This is a genomic window from Novosphingobium sp. GW821-FHT09E05 (genome assembly GCF_059416165.1).
On the sequence record NZ_JBWKOQ010000002.1, the window covers coordinates 223,232 to 244,392 of the forward strand.

General features: G+C 65.1%; 17 protein-coding genes. 8 read left to right on the forward strand and 9 right to left on the reverse strand.

Annotation, left to right across the window (positions count from 1 at the left end; translation table 11 throughout):
* Positions 1 to 111 precede the first annotated feature (111 nt).
* The 4 genes from AC07M9_RS12925 to AC07M9_RS12940 all read left to right on the forward strand — a co-directional run bounded on the left by AC07M9_RS12925 (position 112) and on the right by AC07M9_RS12940 (position 7,179).
* Positions 112 to 381 (forward strand): spike base protein, RCAP_Rcc01079 family, encoded by a 270-nt coding sequence (locus AC07M9_RS12925; protein WP_494884160.1) that lies wholly within the window; start codon positions 112 to 114, stop codon positions 379 to 381.
* Positions 381 to 4,787: a hypothetical protein gene (locus AC07M9_RS12930; RefSeq protein ID WP_494884161.1), complete on the forward strand. Its 4,407-nt coding sequence runs from the start codon at positions 381 to 383 to the stop codon at positions 4,785 to 4,787. The genes AC07M9_RS12925 and AC07M9_RS12930 overlap by 1 nt, the downstream gene beginning before the upstream one ends.
* 159 nt (positions 4,788 to 4,946) lie before the next feature.
* On the forward strand, positions 4,947 to 5,783 hold the full coding sequence (locus AC07M9_RS12935; RefSeq protein WP_494884162.1) for a 2OG-Fe(II) oxygenase: 837 nt from the start codon (positions 4,947 to 4,949) through the stop codon (positions 5,781 to 5,783).
* Positions 5,784 to 5,901: 118 nt separating this feature from the next.
* Positions 5,902 to 7,179 carry an MATE family efflux transporter gene (locus AC07M9_RS12940; protein ID WP_494884163.1) on the forward strand — a complete coding sequence of 426 codons (1,278 nt, stop codon included), beginning with the start codon at positions 5,902 to 5,904 and terminating at the stop codon, positions 7,177 to 7,179.
* Here AC07M9_RS12940 and AC07M9_RS12945 read toward each other — a convergent pair.
* A complete protein-coding gene (locus AC07M9_RS12945; protein ID WP_494884164.1) occupies positions 7,167 to 7,910 on the reverse strand; it encodes an SGNH/GDSL hydrolase family protein in 744 nt (247 codons plus the stop codon). The genes AC07M9_RS12940 and AC07M9_RS12945 overlap by 13 nt on opposite strands.
* Positions 7,911 to 7,915: 5 nt before the next feature.
* Positions 7,916 to 8,374 (reverse strand): acyltransferase, encoded by a 459-nt coding sequence (locus AC07M9_RS12950; protein ID WP_494884165.1) that lies wholly within the window; start codon positions 8,372 to 8,374, stop codon positions 7,916 to 7,918.
* A gap of 64 nt (positions 8,375 to 8,438) precedes the next feature.
* Here AC07M9_RS12950 and AC07M9_RS12955 point away from each other — a divergent pair, with 64 nt between their 5' ends.
* Positions 8,439 to 8,828, forward strand: coding sequence for an acyltransferase (locus tag AC07M9_RS12955; RefSeq protein ID WP_494884166.1), 390 nt, complete (start codon positions 8,439 to 8,441; stop codon positions 8,826 to 8,828).
* A gap of 18 nt (positions 8,829 to 8,846) precedes the next feature.
* Here the strand turns inward: AC07M9_RS12955 and AC07M9_RS12960 are convergent, their stop codons facing one another.
* From AC07M9_RS12960 to rfbA, 5 genes are read right to left on the reverse strand one after another with little or no spacing between them, the layout of a single operon-like run.
* A complete protein-coding gene (locus tag AC07M9_RS12960; protein ID WP_494884167.1) occupies positions 8,847 to 9,998 on the reverse strand; it encodes an acyltransferase family protein in 1,152 nt (383 codons plus the stop codon).
* Between the two features lie 20 nt (positions 9,999 to 10,018).
* Positions 10,019 to 11,080, reverse strand: coding sequence for a dTDP-glucose 4,6-dehydratase (gene rfbB, locus AC07M9_RS12965; RefSeq protein ID WP_494884168.1), 1,062 nt, complete (start codon positions 11,078 to 11,080; stop codon positions 10,019 to 10,021).
* Positions 11,073 to 11,930, reverse strand: coding sequence for a dTDP-4-dehydrorhamnose reductase (gene rfbD / locus AC07M9_RS12970; RefSeq protein ID WP_494884169.1), 858 nt, complete (start codon positions 11,928 to 11,930; stop codon positions 11,073 to 11,075). The genes rfbB and rfbD overlap by 8 nt, the downstream gene beginning before the upstream one ends.
* Entirely contained in the window at positions 11,927 to 12,472 is a 546-nt protein-coding gene (gene rfbC, locus AC07M9_RS12975) for a dTDP-4-dehydrorhamnose 3,5-epimerase (RefSeq protein WP_494884170.1), read from the reverse strand. The genes rfbD and rfbC overlap by 4 nt, the downstream gene beginning before the upstream one ends.
* Positions 12,473 to 12,482: 10 nt before the next feature.
* Positions 12,483 to 13,352 (reverse strand): glucose-1-phosphate thymidylyltransferase RfbA, encoded by an 870-nt coding sequence (gene rfbA, locus AC07M9_RS12980; RefSeq protein WP_494884522.1) that lies wholly within the window; start codon positions 13,350 to 13,352, stop codon positions 12,483 to 12,485.
* A 501-nt stretch (positions 13,353 to 13,853) separates the two neighbouring features.
* Here rfbA and AC07M9_RS12985 point away from each other — a divergent pair.
* The 3 genes from AC07M9_RS12985 (at position 13,854) to AC07M9_RS12995 (ending at position 16,310) form a co-directional block, all read left to right on the forward strand.
* Positions 13,854 to 14,099 (forward strand): hypothetical protein, encoded by a 246-nt coding sequence (locus AC07M9_RS12985; protein ID WP_494884171.1) that lies wholly within the window; start codon positions 13,854 to 13,856, stop codon positions 14,097 to 14,099.
* A gap of 124 nt (positions 14,100 to 14,223) precedes the next feature.
* The gene (locus AC07M9_RS12990) at positions 14,224 to 15,603 is read left to right on the forward strand and encodes an O-antigen ligase family protein (protein WP_494884172.1); all 1,380 of its coding nucleotides are present in this window, start codon (positions 14,224 to 14,226) and stop codon (positions 15,601 to 15,603) included.
* The gene (locus AC07M9_RS12995) at positions 15,600 to 16,310 is read left to right on the forward strand and encodes a hypothetical protein (protein WP_494884173.1); all 711 of its coding nucleotides are present in this window, start codon (positions 15,600 to 15,602) and stop codon (positions 16,308 to 16,310) included. Before AC07M9_RS12990 ends, AC07M9_RS12995 begins: the two co-directional genes overlap by 4 nt.
* A gap of 14 nt (positions 16,311 to 16,324) precedes the next feature.
* Here the strand turns inward: AC07M9_RS12995 and galE are convergent, their stop codons facing one another.
* Both galE and AC07M9_RS13005 read right to left on the reverse strand, forming a co-directional pair.
* Positions 16,325 to 17,338, reverse strand: coding sequence for a UDP-glucose 4-epimerase GalE (gene galE, locus AC07M9_RS13000; protein WP_494884174.1), 1,014 nt, complete (start codon positions 17,336 to 17,338; stop codon positions 16,325 to 16,327).
* Positions 17,339 to 17,684: 346 nt separating this feature from the next.
* A complete protein-coding gene (locus tag AC07M9_RS13005) occupies positions 17,685 to 20,840 on the reverse strand; it encodes an autotransporter outer membrane beta-barrel domain-containing protein (protein ID WP_494884175.1) in 3,156 nt (1,051 codons plus the stop codon).
* Between the last annotated feature and the right edge of the window lie 321 nt (positions 20,841 to 21,161).

Below are 21,161 nucleotides of genomic sequence, written 5' to 3' on the forward strand. Positions count from 1 at the left end.
GCGTCAAAGCTGCAGTGCAGCATTAGCGGGGTCGAATAGCGCTTTCCTACAGCAAACGGGCCATGTTACCGATTGTTCTTCATATGTTCCAACTGGATGAAGGAATATTCCATGGCGCTCGATGCCTTCCGTTCCACCATCGACACCCTGCTCGCTCCTGCGCAGTCCTGCTTCGCCGTCACGCCCAGCGACACGGTCGAACTGGAGCAGATTACCAAGGCCATCTACGTCGGGACCGCCGGCGACATCACGCTGAGGCCCGCCCGCAGCGAAACCGATGTGGTCTTCCGCAACGTGCCGGGAGGCAGCATCCTCGACGTCAGGGTCCTGGCGGTCCGGGCGACGGGCACGACGGCGGCCGACATTGTGGGTCTCGCCTGATGGGACGGTTCGGCTTCGGTTTTCGCGGCGGCCGTGTCCGCAAGCGCCCCGATACTCGCGCCGCCGTCCTGTCGATCCGTCCCGGCAGCGGCTGGGTCGGAACGGCAGGCAGCGGCTTCACGGCACCGCCCGCAGCCCCCGCCCGCAGCACGGCCAAGCCCGCGCTGCGGCTGCTGGTTCCGCCCAATCAATACTTCACCTCGGACCTGCTGGTCGGCGTGATCGGCGGCGCCAACAACAACGGCACGCTGCTTGACGACCTCGGCCTCGCCAAGGTCGTGGTGCATTACGAAGGCAACCGCGTCGAAGTGACGGCACCCTCGCTCCAGACCCTGACCGATGCCAACGGCGTCGCGCGCACGTACCTTGGATGGTGGGTCCGCCTGCAGCGCACCGGCAGCGGGCATGCGCACCTTTACTTCGAAGCCGTGCCCAGGGACGCCGCGATGCAGAACCGCGTGATCGGTCCATATCAGTTCAGCCCCCAGTCCACGCTCCATGACCATGCCGTCGAGATCGCGCCGAGCAAGCCGGAGGTTGCCGGCCTGCGCTACGGCTCGTTCGTCGCGGCGCTCAACTACCTGCGATCGGTTTCGGCCAACAATCCGCTGATTACCGTCACCGAGGCCGGGACCTACGACATCGGCGGCATGGCACAGTCCTACCAGGGCCAGGGCTACTGCAAGGTCACCGCCACCGCGCCCATCACCATTGCCAAGCCGGGCTACACCACGGATAGCGCATCGCTCCTGCGCAGCAGATGGGAAGGGCTGCGGCTGTGCGGCGCGAACATCACTCTCGATAGCCGCAACATATCCAGCATCTATCACGAATCCGCAGCCGGGCGGCAGCATTGGCTGGACGGCATCAAGGTCATCAACAGTGCCGGCCGCTACGCCTTGTGGCGCATGGGCACGCGCCCGCTCGGCTATTTCGTCCGCGACAATGCCTGGTTCACAGAATGCGACATCGCGCATGTCTCCAACCCCTGCGTCAATGCCAGCCTCGTGCGGGGATGCACGCTGCGAGAGGGATACAGCGACGTGGTGACCGACGCGGCCTGCGTGGTCGGCACCCGGACCAGCAACTGGACGAGCGCCGACGGCTGGACGGTGGATATCCCTGCGCTGAGACTGGCCTACACCGGAGCGGAAACGACGGCGACGCTGGCCCTTTCCGGCGGCAATGATGCGTCCAGCCGCACCCTGACCGCGTCCTGGGGCAGCAACGTGGCGACGTTCACGGTCGGCAACACGGAAGCGATGCAATCCGCGGGCACATACTCCGTCCAGCAGGTCGCCAACTGGCTGAACGGCCTGGGCGCGGGCTTCACCGCATCGGTGCTGGACAATACGCGCCGCGCCTCGGCCCTTTCGCTGGAGGGGCTGAAGGGTATCGGATTTACCGCCAGGGACGTGAAAAGCACGCCGCTCACGCTCGTCACGATGTTCGACCAGCATACCGACTGGTTCCAGCAGAACAGCGCCGGAATTTTGGAAAACTGCGTGCTGGCAGACAACCTGTGCACCGGCCTCGTCGCCCAGGACATCTTCATCACGGGCACCGCCGGCGCGCGCGACTTCCTGATTTTCAACAACGCCTTCGACAATGCCCTGACCACCGGCGCCTACGAGTCCAGCGACTTCCTGCACAGCCAGCTGGCCCGCAGCCACAGCCACGTGGTCATCGCGCACAACACATGGTCGTCCCAGTCGCTATGGCTGCGCGGCGACCAGAATTATGATCCCGATCGCTACTGCCTCGTCGCCAACAACGCCGCAGGCGACATGATCTGGCAAGGCACCGTCGATGCGGATCTCGCGATCACCAACAACCACCTCCAGGCCGGCGCGGCAGGAAGCGCGGTCGGGAACGGCACCACGGTGGGAGGCGCCCAGTCGCAGTCCTTCGCCGGCAGCGCCCAGGGCAAGTTCGCGGCGCGCGGGCCCTTGCAGAAAAACCGCCGGATCCCGCTTCTCGCCTACGATCGCTCGGGCCGCAAGCGGGCGCCCACCGACGTCGTCGGCTCCGAAGCGGACCAGGCGATAGCCGTGGTGGAACCCGCGAGCGCCGCCTTCGGCTGCCTGCAGTTCCCCAGTTGCAACAGGCAGTACGACGGCATCGCGGGAAGCATCGCCTACCCGAACACCAACCTCGTCCAGCCGCCGCTGATGCCCAACAATTCGCCTTGCGCGTTCTTCATCATGCTGCAGGTCCCTTACGAGCGGACCAAGCGGAATCGCGAGTACCGCGTGATCGGCAACGTGGCAGGCTCCACCGGCGCCACGTTCAGTCTCGTGCATTACGGCGACAACTACTTCGAGGGCGAACGGCACGACGAATTGCGCTGGCGCTCACGCGGCAACACCGGTGACCTGCTCGATCTTTCCGTGGACGTTCAGCTGCGGGCGGACAGGTGGCAACTCCTCGTCGTTCGCGGGGACGGCACGGGAGGCTATACGATCGCCAGCTACGCCGCCGCGCAGCCGAAGATCGCCGGAAGCAGCCAGTCCAGCACCAGCCATGCCCTGAACGCCCTCTCGGGGACACACGTCACCCTCGGCGATGCGGTCAATGCCGCCGGCAGCCTGTCCACGCTGGCGGCGCCCGCGGGAGGGTTCGACGGCGCCGTCGCATTCCACGGCTTCGTTGTCGGCACCGCCGGCGGCGACGCCGTCTGGCAGGCGATCTGCGAAGGCGCCGATCCCGCCTCCGCCCTGTCCGGCGCGACGGCGGTACGCCTCTATCGCGACTACCGTGGCTACAGCGACATCTCCGGAGCGCTTTCCTCGCGGGCATCCGGCGACCTGACGCTTCCGGGCGTGATCCAGGGCGCGGTACGGGCCGGCGGCTCGGCCGGCCGCCAGTCGACCAGGCAGTATCTCACCTTCGACCGTATCCCCGACGGCTATGTCCTGTGCCCGGCCGATGACGCGACCGTCGGGCGCGTCGCCCTGACGGGAAGCAGCGCCGGGCTTTCGGGCGCCTTGTTCGCCCGCGTCCTGGGAGAAGACGGCGCAGTCAAGGTTCCCGCCTGCGCGGTGGGCACGGTGGCCGCCACCATCGCATTCGACCTGGAACTGCCTCCGTTCGCCGGCTGGGGTTACGTAGAACTCTGGGCCGAAAGCGATGCCTCGACCGTCTATCGCATCAATAGCCGGATCGGCTGCGGCGACAAGCTCAGCGTCATCGGCCAGAGCCAGGCGGATATCGCCCTGAACGCCGCCGCGATGGCCCTTTCGCCGAGCGGTACGGTCAGCTTCTGCAGCTTCACCGGGGACAGGGCAGACCCTGCCGATTCGACCACCAGTCCGGTCGCCCGCTTCAGCACCCTGCAGCGCGCGCAGATGTTCGTGATCGAACCGCAGATGAAAAACGTCGCCAACGGGGCGGTCGCGATCGCCGCGCGCATTGCCATGCACAATCAGGGCAAGGCGATCTGCGTGATCGACACCGCCATCCCCGGCACGTCGGCCCGCGACTGGATCGACGACACCACCACCGCCCGCCAATGGGCGGTGGACGTGGAAGTGGCAACGCTCGCCGGCAAGGACCGCGTTCCCGTCTGGCAGTGGTACACGTCCGAAACGGGATACGACTATACGCAGGTGCTCAATGGCGTGGTCCTCGGCACCGGCCCTTACGCCAAGAACCACACGCTGTTCGACGGTTCCCTGCAGGCAGGCGGCTACAGGCTCGGCGTGTGCCTTCCCACCCGCGCGACGACCACCAATGCCGGTCCGCTCGATGCCGACGACCTCGGCGTCAACCGCACTTACGCGCAGGCGGGCCAGGTTGCATGGTGCGCAGCAAATCCGGCGATCTCGGCCGTCGGTCCGGCCACCACGGACCTGGCGATCGACAATCTCGCGACCGGGTCGCCATCGGGTCCCAACGTCAACCTCGGCGGTCCCCACGAGAGCCAGGTGCTCCGCGAAGGCGTCTACAGGCTCGGCTATCGCATCGGCGAAACGTACCTGCGCGCCCGCATCCTCAGCCCTTGCCCCGGCAACCCCTATCTCGACCCGTCGCAGGTCACGATCAACGCCGGCCGCACGGTCATCACCGCCCGATGCGTCCTGCCAAACGGCGGTACTGGCCTGCGAACGCAGGACGGGCGGGCACCGACGGGGTTCGAACTGTCACTGGATGGCGGGGCCACCTGGACCCGCAGCGGGTTCACCGCCACGATCGTCAACTCCACCACCGTGACGCTGACCAAGACGAGCGGCGCCTGGCCCAGCGGGCTCAAGCTGACGTACCTGCGCGGAGGCCCATTCAGCTACGGCACCGCGGAGGAACTCAACGCCCATTACAAGGGCAGCCTCTACGATGGTTGCGAGTGCGAAGACGGCCTTGGAGTACCCGTGCTCGGCGTGGCCACCGCCAACGGGATCACGCTGTGACCAGAGCGTGACGACCCGCAGAAATCGCCCGGCGCCCGCGACTTTAGCTAACCGGGCGATTTCTGTGCGGCCCGTTCAATTTCTTTTGATGCTGACTGTGCGAGTGCGAATAGACTTGCTAGAAAGAACCACAACGGACCTGTTATGGAGGCTCATGCAATGTCCATTCTCACGCCGCGGGAGACCGACGGCTATATCCATTTCGACGAGGATGAAGGCATTGCGGCCGGCAAATCGCTCGCCGAGAAGTATCAGACTGCCCAACCTTTCCCCCACATCGTCATGGAGGACTTCCTCCCTGCCGATTTTCTACGGAACGTCGCGCGGGAGTTTCCCGATACCAACGGGCACGACTTCTTCGACCGCGACCAGGAGCGACTGAAGTACCAGTTTCGCCCGAAGGAGATTCCGGGAAGGCAGCTGCGCAACCTGGTGACCGAACTCAACAGTCCGGCGGTCCTCCGGTTCCTCCAGGCCATGACCGGCATCGACGGGCTGATCGCGGATCCCTACTATGCCGGCGGCGGCCTTCATGAAACGAAGTCGGGCGGCCATCTGGGGGTTCACGCCGATTTCAACATTCATCCCAAGCTCAAGGTCGAGCGACGCCTCAACCTGCTCGTTTATCTCAACGACGACTGGTCCGAGGACTGGGGCGGCCATCTCGAGCTGTGGGACCAGAAGATGGAACGGTGCCATCACCGGGTCCTGCCCACGATCGGCCGGGCCGTGGTCTTCAACACCTCGCTCGACAGCTACCATGGCCAGCCGGTGCCGTTGACCTGTCCGCCCGAGCGCGGTCGCCGCTCGATCGCCACGTATTACTACACGGCGCACGAGGACGGCATTGCCAAGCTGCCCAAGCGCACCACCGTGTTCAAGGTTCGCCCCGAAAGCTCGGACAGGACCGACTACAAGGTCAAGGTGGATCATATCCTGCGCGACTGGCTTCCCCCGGCGGTGTACCGCATGGCAAAGCGCACGCCCGTCGATTGAATGTGAACGCGAGCTTCCAGAATTTGCGCCGTCGCCCGGAAACCGCCAACCTTCGACCGCCATCCCGTCCGTCCGTCCCCACAGCCGGACGCTGGCGCGCAATTCTGGAAACCGTTCTGTGAAGGCATATCACCAGCACATCCGCCGCGGCCTTGCCATGATCGGCGGGAACATGGCGAATTTCGCCCTGACCCTCGGGCGCAACAAGCTGCTGGCGATCTTTTTCGGGCCGGTGGGCATCGGCTGGATCGCGCTCATCAACAACCTGATCGAGACCGTCGCGGTGGTCAGCGGGATGGGCGTGTGCGATGCCCTGAACCGCGAACTGTCGCGCAAGAAGCCGGGTTTCACGCACCGGGAGATCGTGTCGAGCGGCGCGGCGATCTTCGCGATCGTCATGCTGCTGGCCTTGCCCGTCGCGATCATGGTCTATCTCGACAATGCCGGCGGCAAAGGCCAGAGCATCGCCGCCATCGCCGCCTTCTGCCTGGCTGCGACGATGGCCTCGGCATGGCGCGCGATAAGCGGCATATACCTCGGCCTCGGCCTTTCCCGCCGCATGTTCAACGCGATCGTCTTGGGCGGCGCGTCCAATCTCGCCCTTTCCGCGGCGATGCTCTTCGGCGGTTTGCGCAACCCGATGCTTTATGTCGTGACGACGCCGGTATTGCTGGCGATCTGCGGCATCTGGGGTGTCTGGCCGCATCTGCGGGACTTCCTGCGCTGGCCGGAAATGCGCGCCATGGCGGCACGCAAGCCGATCCTCGCCATAGGCATACCGATCGTAGGAGGGCTGTTGCTGGAGCCGGTGACGATCCTCGTGCTGCGCAGCGAGACGGCCGCGCGCTTCGGTGAAGTCGGCGTCGGCCTCGTCCAGCCGGGAATGCTGTTCGTCATTCTGGCGGCCTCGCTGTTCAACTCGTTCCTGGGCATGACCCTTGCCCGCTGGGACCAGTCGGAGGAGCCGGCGTTTTCGCAGCGCTTTCTCGCCCTGCTCGCCTGCGCCATCGTCGTGCCGGCAATCGGCGTGGGGTTCGTCTTCCTGATCTCGCCCTTGTGGCCCCTGCTGGTGCGGCTGTTCTTCACCAGCGCGTTTCTGCCGGGCGCGACGTCCATACCGTGGTTCCTTTCCGGCGAAGTCATGCGCATGGGGAGCATCATGCTCAACCACACGCTGCTTTCGCGGAACCTGGGTTACCTCACCCTGATACCGCGCATCGGCTGCCTCGCCACGGCCATCGTCGCCGTCCGCATGGGCGCCATCGATTCGATCATCGCCGTGGGGCAGATTTATGCCTGCGCCTATGGCGCCTACCTGGGCCTATCGCTCATCCTGTGGTTCGCCACCCAGCTTCATTTCCGCGCCAGGCAGCGCCGCGCCGCTCAGCCAGCCTGATCCGGGCCGTCTTCCCGGCCTGGGGCGACCTCGATCATGTCCGCCAGCCAGCGGGCCAGGACATCGTGCGCGCCAGGCCCGAGATGCAACGCATCGTAGCCGAAGGCCGCATCCATGAGGGCCAGCACCTCGACCGGGTCCCGGAACGATGCGCCGGCTCTTTCGGCCACCGTGCGGGCCGATCGACGGTAGGGTGCAAGGCGCCGCGCGGCCGCTCTGGAGCCTGCGGGCGGGGGAGCGAGGACCAGCACGCGCGCGCGGTGGGCCATGGCGGATCGCACGATGCGCTCGAGGTCACGTTCAAACGCGCCGAGCGGCACCGGCCGGCGCGATGCCAGCCATCCGCGCGATGCCGCATCGTTGGTGCCCAGCATCACGACGACGAGAGACGGCGCATGAAGGTCGTTCAACAAGGGCAAGGTACTGTGCGCGGTACTTTCGCCCGATCCCAGGTTGCTGACGTCCAGCCCGCCCTCCAGTGCCGAAAAGGCGTAGGGAAACGCATGGGACGCACCGCCGATCCTGGAGCCCGCGGTGTTGCTGTCGCCGAGGAACACCACACGGTCTCCGGGCGCAAGACGAATGGGGAATGCGCCGATCGGCGCCAACGGGGCCGTCCGTTCCGCCGCCGTGCCGCCGAGGCGCCAGCGGGGAATTTCGCCGCTCATCCACAGGCCGGTCGCCAGGACAGCGGCGGTGAGCAGCAGCCGGGCTCCGCGCGAGGCGATCACGGCGCCTAGCTGTCCACCCAATACTTCTTCTGGTTTTCCGCGGCATAGACGAAGCGGCCGTACCGCCCCACCTCGATATCCTCGCGCAGCACGCGGGCCGGGTTGCCGCCGACGATGCAGCGGGGCGGAACGTCCTGCGTCACCACGGCGCCCGCTCCTACCACCGATTCGTCCGCGATCGTGACGCCCGGCATGATCGTCGATCCGCCCCCGATGAAACAGTGCCGACCAATCCGGATGGGTTTGACATCGCCATCGGGCGTACGTGCGATCAGCAGGGTCTTGAAAGCGACGAGCGTGCCATCGCCAATGGTTATCGCACCGGGTGCGCCGCCGATCATCGTCGACGACAGTGAGATGCTCGCTCCAGGATGGGCGTGGACGCCCCGGGCCAGTTTCAGCCACCTGCGTCGCCAGTCGAGCACGACCTTCCGCACACCCAGCAGCTTGTTCAGGCTTCGCATCGACTTTCCTTCTTCAGGGCCGAGTCTTGTTGCACGTGCGAGAACGATACCCTATTCATTCCCAATGCCAATTGCCCCCCTTAAAAACCTGCCGCGTCAATCCGCGAAGCAGCGTTTCCAGCGTTTGATACAGACCCGGCTCTGGCAGATGAATATCCATCCCACGGCCTGGATCGCCAGCACCGCGCTCATCGACCGGACGTGGCCCCGCGGCATCCACATCGGCGCCGGCTGCGTGATCGACCATCAGGCGGTAGTTCTGACGCATGATATGACGCGGGGTGTATATCTCGATACCCATGTCGGCGAAGGCACCCTGATCGGCGCAAGGGCCATCATCCTGCCGGGGGTCACCGTCGGGCGTAACTGCGTCATCGCCCCGGGATCCGTGGTGAACCGCGACGTGCCCGACGGCGCCACCGTGGTTGGCAATCCCGCGCGCGAAGCTTCCTGACGCGGGTATAGCTGCGCATCAGGCCTCGCTTGTCACCGCGGGCGCTTTCGGGCTGCGAACCCTGTCGAAACGTCGCACCAGCAAGTCACCCGCCGGACGGGCGAGGCCCAGCGTACGTTTTTCTACCAGATGCCAGGACGCGATCGCCATCAACAGCGTGAGCGGCAGGCTGCACGCCATGTTCATCCAGGCATCATGCTCCGGAAACAGCAGGACCAACGTCTGCTGGATGGGGTAGGCGAAGATATAGACGCCATAGGAATAGTCGCCCACGCGGTTGTATTCCAACATCCGTCCGCCTGGCACGAACGCCAGCCACATCGACGTGTACACCAGCGCCGCCATGATCGCCGAGCCGAACCAGATCGTCGGCGAGGCCGCCGCGACAAGCAGCCAGGCCAGCGCTATTCCGCCCAGACCGAGCGGCAACCTTTCGCGCCAAACATATGCGGCCATGCCCAATGCGAACGGGAAGCCGACAAAGCCCAGAACGTCGAGGCGGTAGCCGATCCCTCCGGCGGGCGAATAGATCACCGAGGCGCCATGGCCGATGAGGACCAGGACCATAAAGGCGGCAAAGAAGCCGCTCTTACGCAGCCCCCCAAGCAAACCGACGACCACGACCCCGGCGTAGCAGGTCACCTCGTAGAAAAGGCTCCAGAGGCTTCCGTTGGTCGGCGGGCCGTAGGGATTGTTTTCGAAGACGCCGGGCAGCGAATCGTTGCGGAACAGCAAGCTGGCATTGCGCGGTACGTATGCCCAGGTCACCTCGTTCGCAAAATAGGCGCCGGCGGGCAGCGTGGTCACCCAAGGCCCGAGCAGGAACGCCGTGAGCACGAGCACGATGATCAGCGCAGGCCAGAGGCGCAGGACGCGGGCCACCACGAAATGGGAAAAAGACTGCCGCCGGTCGAAGCTGCGCCCGATCAGCAGGCCCGACATGCCGAAGAAAATGGCGACGGCGAACTGTCCCAGCGAAAGCCCGGTAGACGAGCGAAACGGCTCGCTGAACTCACCGCCGGTCGTCAAAGCGAAAGCATGCGACACCAGCACGGCCGTCGCGGCAACGATGCGGATGAGGTTCAGGTTGTTGTTGCGGCCGCCCAGATAACGCGCGATCGGATTCCCAACCAGGAGGGTCCGAGAATTGGTTGTCAGGGCGTCCGGCATCGCAAACTCCTATCGACGTTTCATGCCCCGGTGGAAAGGAGCGGACGCCACCATGTCTCGTTATCGAGATACCACCGCAGCGTACTTGCGAGACCGGCCTCGAAACTATGCGCAGGCACGTAGCCCAGCTCCGCTCGCGCCTTGGTCTCGTCGATCGCGTAGCGCCGGTCGTGGCCCTTGCGGTCCTGCACGAAGGTCTTGAGCGTGCTGGTCGGCTGGCCCTTGGCCGCCGGCGCATCGGGATAGCGCGCAGAAAGATCGGCGATGTCGGCGAACGCCCGGTCGACTTCGGCGCAGATGCGGTCGATCACCGCCATGTTGGCCAGCTCCTCGCCGCCGCCGATATTGTAGGTCTCGCCCGAGACGCCGCGTGCCAATGCGGCCTCGATGCCGCGGCAGTGATCTTCGACGTGAAGCCAGTCGCGCACGTTCAGGCCGTCGCCATAGATCGGCAGCGGCTTGCCCGAAAGGGCGTTGAGGAGGAACAGCGGGATCAGTTTCTCGGGAAACTGGTACGGTCCGTAGTTGTTCGAACAGTTGGTCGTGGTGGTCTGCAGCGCGAACGTGTGATGGTAGGCGCGCACCAGATGGTCGGACGAGGCCTTGGACGCCGAATAGGGCGAGTTGGGCGCATAGGCCGTGGTTTCGGAGAAGGCCGGGTCCTCGGGCGCCAGCGAACCGTAGACTTCGTCGGTCGAGATGTGATGGAAGCGATGCTCACGCCCGGAACCCTCGTCCAGCCAGACCGTCCGGGCGGCCTTGAGCAGACTATTGGTGCCCAGGATGTTGGTCTCGATGAAGGCATCCGGGCCGGTGATCGAGCGATCGACATGGCTCTCTGCAGCGAAGTGCACGATGGTCGCGATGTCGCGATCCCGCAAAAGGGATTCCACGAGCGCCGTATCGCGAATGTCGCCCGGCACCAGATCGGCCTGCTCGACGCCGGCGATGGTCGATTCGTTGCCGGCATACGTCAGGCTGTCCAGCACGACGATGGCGTCATCCGGATGGGTTTCCGCCCAGTAATGAACGAAGTTACCGCCGATAAAGCCGGCTCCGCCGGTCACGAGCAGATTAGCCAAGCGCGATTTCCTCTTTTAGCATGATCCGCAGGTTTTCACGCCAATGCGGAGGTTTGTCTCCCAGCACGGCCCTAGTCCCGCTGCTGTCGAGCAAGGAAAACGCCGGGCGCGCCGCTGGAGTCGGGTATTGCGAGGTATGGATGGGAACGATCGCGACTTCGCGATCCAGCAGGCCCAGGCTGCGGCCCTCTTCGTAGATGGCGACGGCAAAGTCGTACCAGCCGGCGAGGCCTGCATCGCTGTGGTGGAATATGCCGCGTGCGTCCGCGGCCACCAGGGCCAGCACCGTCGCGGCCAGTCCGGGAGCCCAGGTCGGCGCGCCGATCTGATCGGCGACGACGCGGATCTCGTCACGCTCGCGCATCAGGCGCAGCATGGTCCGCACAAAATTCGCGCCGCCTGCGGTATAGACCCACGACGTGCGGACAATTAAAGCGTTCGGCCCCGCCGCTTCCTCGCCTGCCGCTTTGCTGCGCCCGTAGACCGAAACCGGGTTGAGCGCATCGGCGGGGCAATACGCGCGCGAAGACGTCCCGTCGAACACGAAGTCGGTCGAAACGTGGGCAAGCTTGCCGCCGGTTTCCGCCAAGCCTTCGGCAATGGCGCCGACGGCCGCGCCATTGATCGCAAAGGCGAGGTCTTCCTCGGATTCGGCCCGGTCGACCGCGGTATAGGCGGCAGCGTTCAGCACGAGTTGGTAACCGCCGCTTGCGACGCGGTCGCGTATCGCGGCGGGATCCGAAAGATCGAGTTCCTGCCTGCCGGGACAATCGACGGTCCACTCTGGCGATACTTGTTCCCGGAACGCCCGGCCCAGTTGCCCGGTGCCTCCGGTAATCAGGACCTTCACGCGAAAGCCTCTATTTCAGCTAGCGACGCGCCCACTTGGTCCTTGGCGGAAATCTGCAGCTCGATACCGTCGAGCGGCCACTCGATGCCGACCTGCGGATCATCCCAGGCCAGGCTGTGCTCATTCGAGGGGGCGTAAGGGGTCGTGCACTTGTAGAGGAAATCGGTATCGTCTTCGAGGGTCAGGAAACCGTGGGCAAAGCCTTCCGGCACCCAGAACATGCGCTTGTTGCTGGCGCTCAGTTCCACGCCCGCCCACTTCCCGAAATTCGGCGAGGAGCGGCGCAGGTCGACGGCGACGTCGAACACGGCGCCGCTGACGACACGCACGAGCTTGCCTTGAGGGGCGGGGTTCTGGAAATGCATCCCTCGCAGGACGCCTTTTCGCGACCGGCTATGATTGTCCTGCACGAACGACATGTTCAACCCTGCTTCGGCAAAAGCCGCCGCATTCCAGGCTTCCATGAAAAAGCCTCGATCATCGCCAAAAACCTTGGGCTCGATGATGAGCGGCCCGGGAATTCCACATTCACTGATATTCACGGGTTTGTCCTCAGCTCAACAGCTGCAAGAGATATTCGCCATAGCCCGACTTTCGCAGCGGCTGCGCGATGGCCGCAAGCTGCGCGTCATCGATGAAACCGGAACGCCAGGCAATCTCTTCCGGACAGCAGATCTTTACGCCCTGCCGTTCCTCGGTGATCCGCACGTAGGTTCCGGCATCAATCAAGGAGGCATGGGTGCCGGTGTCAAGCCAGGCGTAGCCGCGCCCCATGATCTCCACGTTCAGCGCGCCCTCGTTCATGTACAGGCGATTGAGGTCGGTTATTTCGAGTTCGCCGCGCGGCGAGGGCTTCAGGTCGCGCGCCCGATCGACCACGGTGTCGTCATAGAAATAGAGCCCGGTCACCGCATAATTCGACTGCGGGACTTCGGGTTTCTCCTCAATCGAACGGGCCACGCCGTTCTGATCGAACGCCACAACGCCGTAAGCCTTGGGATTGTTGACGTGGTAGGCGAAAACGCTGGCGCCGCTGGTTCGCTCGCTCGCGCTCTTGAGCAGCTCAGGCAAGCCATGGCCGTAGAATATGTTGTCACCCAGTACCAAGGCACTGGGACCGCCTGCCAGGAAGTCGGCCCCAATATGGAAGGCCTGCGCCAGTCCGTCCGGCTTCGGCTGGACCGCATAGGAAAGCTCGAGCCCCCATTCCGCCCCGTCGCCGAGAACGCGCTGAAACTGGGCACTGTCGTCGGGCGTTGTAATAATGAGGACTTCGCGGATCCCCGCCAGCATCAAGGCGCACAGCGGATAATAGATCATCGGCTTGTCGAAGACCGGCATCAACTGCTTCGAAACACCGCGAGTAAGCGGATACAGCCGCGTACCCGACCCACCGGCAAGAATGATACCCTTGCGACTAATACCTACCACCGAAACCGTACTCCCCGCGCTGAGAGGCGTAGGCCAAGCAAAACTTCATCTATGCCTGCTGCCCCGACGCATCACGGCTGGTGCATTGCAGCAAAGGCACTATGGGTCAACTGCGTATCGACCAGCGAACGCAAGCCCGGTCGTCACCGCACGGGATCGCGCCTGAATTCCACTTCGGCAGCCTGAAATCCCACTGGAAACCACCCCGTCCGCGGCTTCCGCGATAACTTGGTGTCAGAATTATCGCCATACCTGACAGTGCACTTCACTAGCGATCTAGATCAAACAACGATGATGATTCGCGAGGAACTATAAATCTGAAACTTTTTCCTCGGAAATAAACCACGCCGTCGTGACGCAGTCTGGAAATCACCTTTGATTCAGTGCAACGAGGCTCTCGAACCGGCCTAGGTGCTAACGCATAATTTTCGTTGAGTCATGTTGTGCAATGCGGTAAGAAGGGTCTCACCAAACCCTCAGGGAGGATCGTTTATGACCCTTACCAAAGTTGCCGCATCGATCGCGGCTTGCTCGCTGGTTCTGAGCCCGCTTGCGGCTCAGGCCGGAACTCGCGCTTCGAGCAGCAAGGTTGCCTTCACCCCCGCACGCGCTTCGGCGTCGGTCTCGAAGAAGAATTCGCTCGAGGCAGGTACTTTCCTGCTCATCGCGCTTGGCGTCGGTGCTGCCACTTATGGCATCGTCGAAGCGACCAAGGACGACAAGTCCTCGGGCGCCTGAACCCCGGTCATTGACCGAGGTGAAAGTGATCTGAAAAACCCGGCCCTCGAAGATCGAGAGCCGGGTTTTTCTTGCGTGCGTCGCTTTGCGTCGCTTCCTTTCGGCGAAAGCAGCGACTGACTTCATGAAGCAAAAGCGGCCCGATCCCGTCGCCCCGCGCCTGGGATCGCGAGAGTGGTTTTTCGACGGAGCGAACCAGCTTTCGTTTCTGTTCCTGGTCGCGATCGTGTTCGGCGGCGGCGGCGTCAAGGAAGGCCTCGCAAACCTCGTCGTGCAATTGTCGGCGTTGCTGGTCATAGCGCTCAACCGTTCCGCGTTCGCGGAATTCCTGCGCAGACGGTCACTGCCGCTGGTGCTGCTTGTCGCGCTCACATGCGCGCTCCCCCTGCTGCAACTCGTTCCGCTGCCCCCCGCGCTCTGGACAGGACTGCCCGGACGCGACCTGGTCCGCGAATCGCTCGAATTGGTGGGCGGCGTGGGATGGTATCCGATCAGCCTCGATCGCGGCCGAACATTGACTGCGTTCGTCGGGCTGCTGCCCCCCCTCGCCGTGATGATAGTCGGATGCACGATGGCCGAGGAGCAACTCGCGCGATTGCTGCGGCATGTCATAGTGATGGCATTCGCAGGCGCCGTTTTCGGCATGCTCCATGTCATCAACCCCGACTACGGCAGTCTTTATGGCAAGCAGGGCGACCTGCCCGGCGTTCTCGTCGCCACCTTCGCCGACCGCAACGGCTGCGCGCTCTTCTTCGACTGCATCCTGCTGCAGGTGATCGCGCTGCCATGGGGCCGCTTCACGCCGCGCCGGATGGTCTTGTGGACCTCCATCGGGATCGCACTGCTGCTTGCGGTGGTGCTGACCCAATCCCGTTCCGGAATAGCCCTGCTGGCGCTGCCGTTCGGATTGCTGGCGGCCCGCGTCGCCCTGGCCGCGCATGCGCGCCGCGACCGGGTCGCAGCCGTGGTCCGCGCGCGGACGGCTCCGGTCCTGCTGGTGGCAGTATCGGGTATCCTGATCGTCACCGCAGCGGGATATCTGGTGGCAACCTCCGGCCGCGTCCAGACGAGCCTTTCGCGTTTCCAGCTCGACGACGGCATGCGCGCGGAAATGCGCGAGGACGCGCTGTATTCGGCCCGTCGGTACTGGCCCGTCGGTGCTGGCATGGGCACGTTCGACGAAGTCTTCCAGGTCGACGAATCGCTCGAATATCTCAGTCCGCGCCGCGCCGGCCGTGCGCACATGGACTATTACGAACTGGCGATTGAAGCCGGTGTCGCCGGCCTCGCGCTGTTGGCCGCCTGGGCCGCCTGGATCGCCGCAGCCGCAATTCGATCGCTGCGGCGCCCGAGACAGTGGCCGACACGCGCCGCGGTGTTGACGATCGCCGGGATCGCCGCGCAATCGGTGCTTTCGTTCCCCCTGCGCAACCAGATCATGCTTTGCCTGACGGCCCTCGCCCTGGTGCTGCTGGCCCGAATGTCCGTCCGGAGATCGTCATGACCCGGATCATGTGGGCCATCCTGATCACGCTGCTCGCCGGTGTGACAATCAGTGTCGAACTCGACCGCGCCGCACGCAGAGACGCAAATCTGGCGCATCTGGTGCCTGCCCCCGCGCGCGGCTTCGCCCAGGAGCGGATCGCAGAAGCCGCCATCGCGCGCCAGGACGGCAAGGCGGCGCTGCCCGCCGCGCTGCTGCTGATCCGTCGCCGGCCGATTACCGCAGACAGTCTCTACGCCCTTGCCTTGAGCAGCCACTATGCCGGAAACGAGGGACTGGCTACGCAGGCTGCCTCCGTCGCAGCCACGCGAGGCTGGCGTGTCCTGCCGCTTCAGGAAATGGCGCTGAGGGTCAACCTGCAGGCCGGGGACGGGCGAGAAGCGGCGAATCGCCTCGCCGCAATCTGGGCGACCGACGGCGAGTATCCGCAGCTAGCCCAGTTGACGGCGGCAGTCTTGTCCAGCCCGGACGGCATCGACGCCTTCACCGGCAACATGAGCCAGTCCAAGACCTGGCCGGTCAACTTCCTGCGCAAGGCCTCGGCGACGATCCCTCCCGAAACCCTGGCCTCGGTCGTCGCCCGGGCGTCGGACAAGGGCATGTCGTTCAAGTGTGACACGTTGTCGGGTATTGCGGCAGGGTTTGCACGCTCGGGCAGGCGGGACGCGGCCGCTTCGTTGGGCAAGGTTCGCTGCAGCGCCTCGTGACGCTGCCGGGAGGGCTACCTTCCCACGACCTCGCCCAGTCGGCTTTCCCAGGCGAGCGCGTGTTCCACGATGGTCGACAGGTCCGCATGCCGCGGCACCCATGGCAGCGTTTTGCGGATCAGGCTGTTGTCGGAAATCAGGGCATCCGGATCGCCAGCGCGGCGCCCTTCCAGTTGCCTCACCACTTTCCGGTTGGTCACACGGTCGACCGCATCCAGCACCTCGAGAACCGAAAACCCGCGGCCATAGCCGCAGTTCATCGTCAGCGAGCGCCGGGGATCTGCGATGAGCGCTTCCAGCGCCAGCACATGCGCGTCGGCGAGGTCGGAAACGTGAATATAGTCGCGAACGCCGGTTCCATCGGGGGTATCGAAATCGGTGCCGAAGACCGCGACATGATCGCGTTTTCCCAGCGCCGCCTCGACCGCCACCTTGATGAGATGCGTCGCCCCCGCCGTCGACTGCCCGGCGCGGCCTCGTGGGTCGGCACCGGCGACGTTGAAGTAGCGTAGCGCGCCATAATTGAGGGCGTGGGCCTTGCTGACATCCGCGAGCATCGCCTCGGTCATCAGCTTGGACATGCCGTACGGATTGATAGGCAGCTGCGGACAGTCTTCGCCCACGGGCGAGACCTTTGGTATGCCGTAAGTCGCGGCGGTCGAGCTGAATATGAAGCGCGGTACACCCGCCTGCACCGCCGCGTCGATCAACTCCCGGCTTTTGACGGTGTTGTTATGGTAGTACTTGAGGGGGTTTTCGACAGACTCCGGCACGACCACGGAGCCGGCGAAATGCATGATCGCGCCTTCGCCGGCACCCATGCCCTGCTCGGCGAAAATCCGCGCGAGCAGCGCCGCGTCCTCGATGTCCCCCTGGTAGAAGGGCACGTCATCGGGGACCGCAAAACGAAACCCGGTACACAGGTTGTCGATCACCGCCACCGGCCAGCCGGCATCCTTGAGCGCCAGGACGGCGTGGCTGCCGATATAGCCGGCACCGCCGGTGACGAGAACGGGGGTGGTGGTCATGTTTTCCCCATGGACGCCGATCCGACGCGTGTTGCAGGGCTTGGGCATATGGGTGATGCTGCGTCGCGTCAACACCCGGCCCATTGAGCCAAGCTCACGCCGGGATCGCCGTGGGCACTGCGAGTTTCAGGATGCCATTGCGCGATTAACGAGTCCCCGAAAAGACGGCCTCTTGCGGCGAATGGCGTCATCGTGATCTGCCGGTGAAGGGCGGGGATGCGCACGGCTCATCAGCGCTGCGGCGGTGTTCGCCGGGTCGGCATCGAGCGTCCGACGCCCCCGTCCCCGCCCCCGTATTCTCAGCCCGATGCCCGACAGGAACCGCGAGCCTCGACCACCGCGCGCATCAGAACGCCACGCTGAGCGACGCGCGCAGCGAGTTGTCCGCGCCGGTGCTGCTACGCTCGGTACGCGCGGCGATCTTCCAGGTGAAGTCGTAGCCGCCCGCAAGCACGCTCGCCTCGCCGACCCAGGCGCCCTTCAGGCTCTCCCCGGCGATGGTGAAGGCCTCGCCCGCATCGTAGGTGTCGCCGCCGTTGAAGTAGGCGGTGGTGCTGCCGAGCTTGCCAGCCAGCACGGCGCGCCGGCCGCCCTCGACCGAGAAGGTCAGCGGGCGCCAGTCGGGCGAGATCGGGCCCAGCGAGTACGACGCGGTCACGGTCGGGGTCGCGGTCAGCGCCTTGCTGGTGCGGCCCGCAACCGAAAGCTCGATGGCATCGCTGTCCCCGGTCTCGTCGTATCCATCCTCCTTCAGCCACATCTGCTCCAGTTCCACCTTGGGCCTGAGGCTGAGGCGGCGCGACATGTCGAACTTGTACGACGCCCCCAGGAGCCCTGAGAACAGCCAGCCCTTCCAGCTGCCGTCGGCGTCGTAGGTGAAGTCGGTGTCGCTGACGGTGCCCGTGTAGGTGCGCGTCGAATCGATCGAGATGCGCGAGGCGCCGATGCGCGCCCAGGCCATTAGCGGGCCCCTGGCGGTACGCCAGAACAGGCCGAGGTCGTGCTGGCCGATGTCGAGGTTGCCGGTGCCGCCGTTGTTCTTCACGCTGCTCGACAACCAGGCATAGGAGACGCCGAAGTAGCCGAGGTCGGTATGCCGCTCGACGCCGCCTGACAGGCCCCAGCCGCTGGCCTTGTAGCCCGCCGTGCCGGTCGCATCCTTGCTGGCGCGCCAGTAGACGGGCTCCAGCCAGCCGCCGACGTCGGATATGTCGAACAGGGAGGTTTCGTCGCTGATGTGACGGGCCGCGAGGCGGTCGCCCACGGTCGCGGCCTTGAATACCCCGCCCGCGTGGTCGGGCAGCAGCGAGCCGACCTGTTCGCGCAGGGTGGCGGTATCCTCCACCTCGAGCAGGCTGGCCGTCATGTAGTCGTCGTTCTGCGACGTGGCGTAGACCGCGTCCCATGCAGCCGCCTGCGCCCTGGTCAGGCCCAGTTCGCCCGTCGTCTTGCGCGCAAGGGTCAGGTAGATGTTGCTGTCGTCGCTGCTGACCGAGCCGTTGTAGATGAACGGCGTATCGACCGACGAGGCCAGCGAGCCGTCGATGGTGAGGTTGTCCGAGGTCAGCACGGTATAGGTGCCTTCCGCCGTCGCCAGGCTGTTCACCGTGGCGCTGACGCTGGCCCCGTCCTCCAGGGTGGCGCTGCCGACGACGATGGTCGAGCTTTCGGCACCATCCACGTAGACGCCGATCGTGCCGCCCGAGGCGACGTGGAGGCTGCCGAAGCTGACCGTGGTCGCCTCATCCGGGATCAGCGTGCCGCCGTTCACGGTGACCGCCACGTTCGAGGCATCGGTGAACTGGCCCGAGTAGACCGCGCTGTCGTTGATGGTGACCGTACCCGCCTCGCCGGCGAAGTCCATCGTGCCCGCGAAGATCGACTCGCCCGACAGGCTTGCGGTGGCGAGGCCGGTGCCGAAGTGGACGTCGCCGGTGTAGGTGGCGTCGTCGGACAGCGCCAGGCTGTCGTCGCCCGCGCCGAACCAGGTGTCCCCGGCGATGCCGCCGGTCGAGGAAGTGATGGAGTCGTTGCCCGATCCGGTGAGGATGTCGCCGGTGATCTGGGCGTAGATCGTCGGATCTTCCTCCTCGTTGTCCTCGACGTATTCGGCGCTCGTCTCGGCGTCGATATCGTTGATGTACTGGGTGATGGCGACACCTGTGGTGTTGGCCGAGAGGTCGAGCGCGGTGCGGCTGTCGGTGCTCGACCCGCTGGCGGTGATGTAGCCGGTGTTGACGATCGAGGTCAGCGTGCCCGACAAGTCCTGGATGGCGACCGTGGTCCCCTCGCCGGGCGAACTCAGCGCGGCCGTGATCGCGCCGCTGTTGTAGAGGCTGGTGGCGGTGCTGCCCTGGTTGATGAGCAGCGCGGTGGCCGAGGTATCGTACGACGTGGCGGAGAGCGTGCCGTAGACGCCGATGCCCTGGGTCAGCGTGACATTGCCGCCCTGCCCGCCCACGACGACGCCGTAGGCATTGGTGTTGCTGTAATACGAGTTGGCCGTGACCGTCCCGTCGATGGCGAGCGAGTAGGTGCCGACGTTGCCCGTCACCGACCCGATGGTGATGTCACTGGCACCGCCGATCTGGAGCGCCGGGCCGTTGCCGTAGGCGGTGATGACGCCGGTGCCCTCGTCGCTGTCGTCGACACCGTCGCCGTCGATGTCGTCGGAATCCGAATCGTCGTCGACCGGGGGCGCGGCAATGTAGATGCCGCCCGCGACATTGCCCGTGACCGAGACCGCCGCGGTCCCGGTGCGCAGCGCCGCGCGCGAAAGCACCATCGTGTCGCCGTCGTCGGTCGAGAAAGTATAGCCCTTGGTGACGGCGCCCTGGATCGTCACGTCGCCGGTGACGTCGCCCGCGACGCTGATCGCGCTCGCACCATATCCGGTCGCCGAGACCGAGCCTTGCACCGTGAGGTCGCCGTCCACGCCCTGCGTCGAGATGGCGAAGGCGTTGTCACCGATGACCTTGATCGTGCCGGTATTGGTGATGTTGCCTGTCCAGTCCCCGTCGAGAACGATGCCGCCGGAGCTCTGTCCCTCCACGGTGATGTCGGCTTCGTTGAGAATGGTGCCCGAGGCGCCGCCCAGCACGCGAATGCCGGCGCGGCCCGTGGCCGACGCGACGCCGTTGGTGATGATGCCGTCGCTGTCGTCGTCATCGACCGAATAGTCCTCGAGCACGGTGATCGCCGCGTCCTCGTCGGTGGTCACCGTCGAAACGGTGCCGGCGGCGATCGCGATGGCCGAGGCGCTGTTCGCGCCGCCCACTGCCAGCGTGCCGTTCATGGCCACGCTCGAATTGCTGTCGACGGTAATGGCATTGCCGCCGGCGACCGTGATGGTGCCGTCGCTCTTGACGGTCACATTGCCCGCGCTGGACGTGGAGAGCGGCGCGGTCGTGTCGGTCGATACGGTGGTGTCGGCGAAGGCGGTGCCCGAAACGAGGGCGAGCACCAAGGCGCCCAGGCTGGAAGTGGTGTGCAGCGATGTCATGATTTTTGCGTCCCGAAGGGGTGGTAGCTGTACCTATTGGAAGGCGTGGGCGCGGCCGGCCGGGTCAGGCCGCGTGGCAGCTCGCGATGCCGGGGGGCGTCCCCGCGCCCGCGGGGAATGCGAATGCGCGGCGGAGGACGAACATCTCGCGCCCTGGCACGGCGATGTCGCCGGTCAAGCCGTGCCCATGGGCCTTTGCATGTTCCCGATTGTCCATCTGGTCCTCCGTGCGCCCCGGCCATTCTGCTGGCCTTGCACAGCGAGGACTGTGCGCCGGCGGTTGCCGACGGATTTCAGGTGGATTGCGTGAAGTTTGCGCGT

Coding starts and splice junctions, on each gene's coding strand:
- AC07M9_RS12925 (WP_494884160.1), top strand. CDS start 112: ATGGCGCTCGATGCCTTCCGTTCCACCATCGACACCCTGCTCGCTCCT.
- AC07M9_RS12930 (WP_494884161.1), top strand. CDS start 381: ATGGGACGGTTCGGCTTCGGTTTTCGCGGCGGCCGTGTCCGCAAGCGC.
- AC07M9_RS12935 (WP_494884162.1), top strand. CDS start 4,947: ATGTCCATTCTCACGCCGCGGGAGACCGACGGCTATATCCATTTCGAC.
- AC07M9_RS12950 (WP_494884165.1), bottom strand. CDS start 8,374: ATGCGAAGCCTGAACAAGCTGCTGGGTGTGCGGAAGGTCGTGCTCGAC.
- AC07M9_RS12955 (WP_494884166.1), top strand. CDS start 8,439: ATGCCAATTGCCCCCCTTAAAAACCTGCCGCGTCAATCCGCGAAGCAG.
- AC07M9_RS12960 (WP_494884167.1), bottom strand. CDS start 9,998: ATGCCGGACGCCCTGACAACCAATTCTCGGACCCTCCTGGTTGGGAAT.
- AC07M9_RS12985 (WP_494884171.1), top strand. CDS start 13,854: ATGACCCTTACCAAAGTTGCCGCATCGATCGCGGCTTGCTCGCTGGTT.
- AC07M9_RS12990 (WP_494884172.1), top strand. CDS start 14,224: ATGAAGCAAAAGCGGCCCGATCCCGTCGCCCCGCGCCTGGGATCGCGA.
- AC07M9_RS12995 (WP_494884173.1), top strand. CDS start 15,600: ATGACCCGGATCATGTGGGCCATCCTGATCACGCTGCTCGCCGGTGTG.
- galE (WP_494884174.1), bottom strand. CDS start 17,338: ATGACCACCACCCCCGTTCTCGTCACCGGCGGTGCCGGCTATATCGGC.
- AC07M9_RS13005 (WP_494884175.1), bottom strand. CDS start 20,840: ATGACATCGCTGCACACCACTTCCAGCCTGGGCGCCTTGGTGCTCGCC.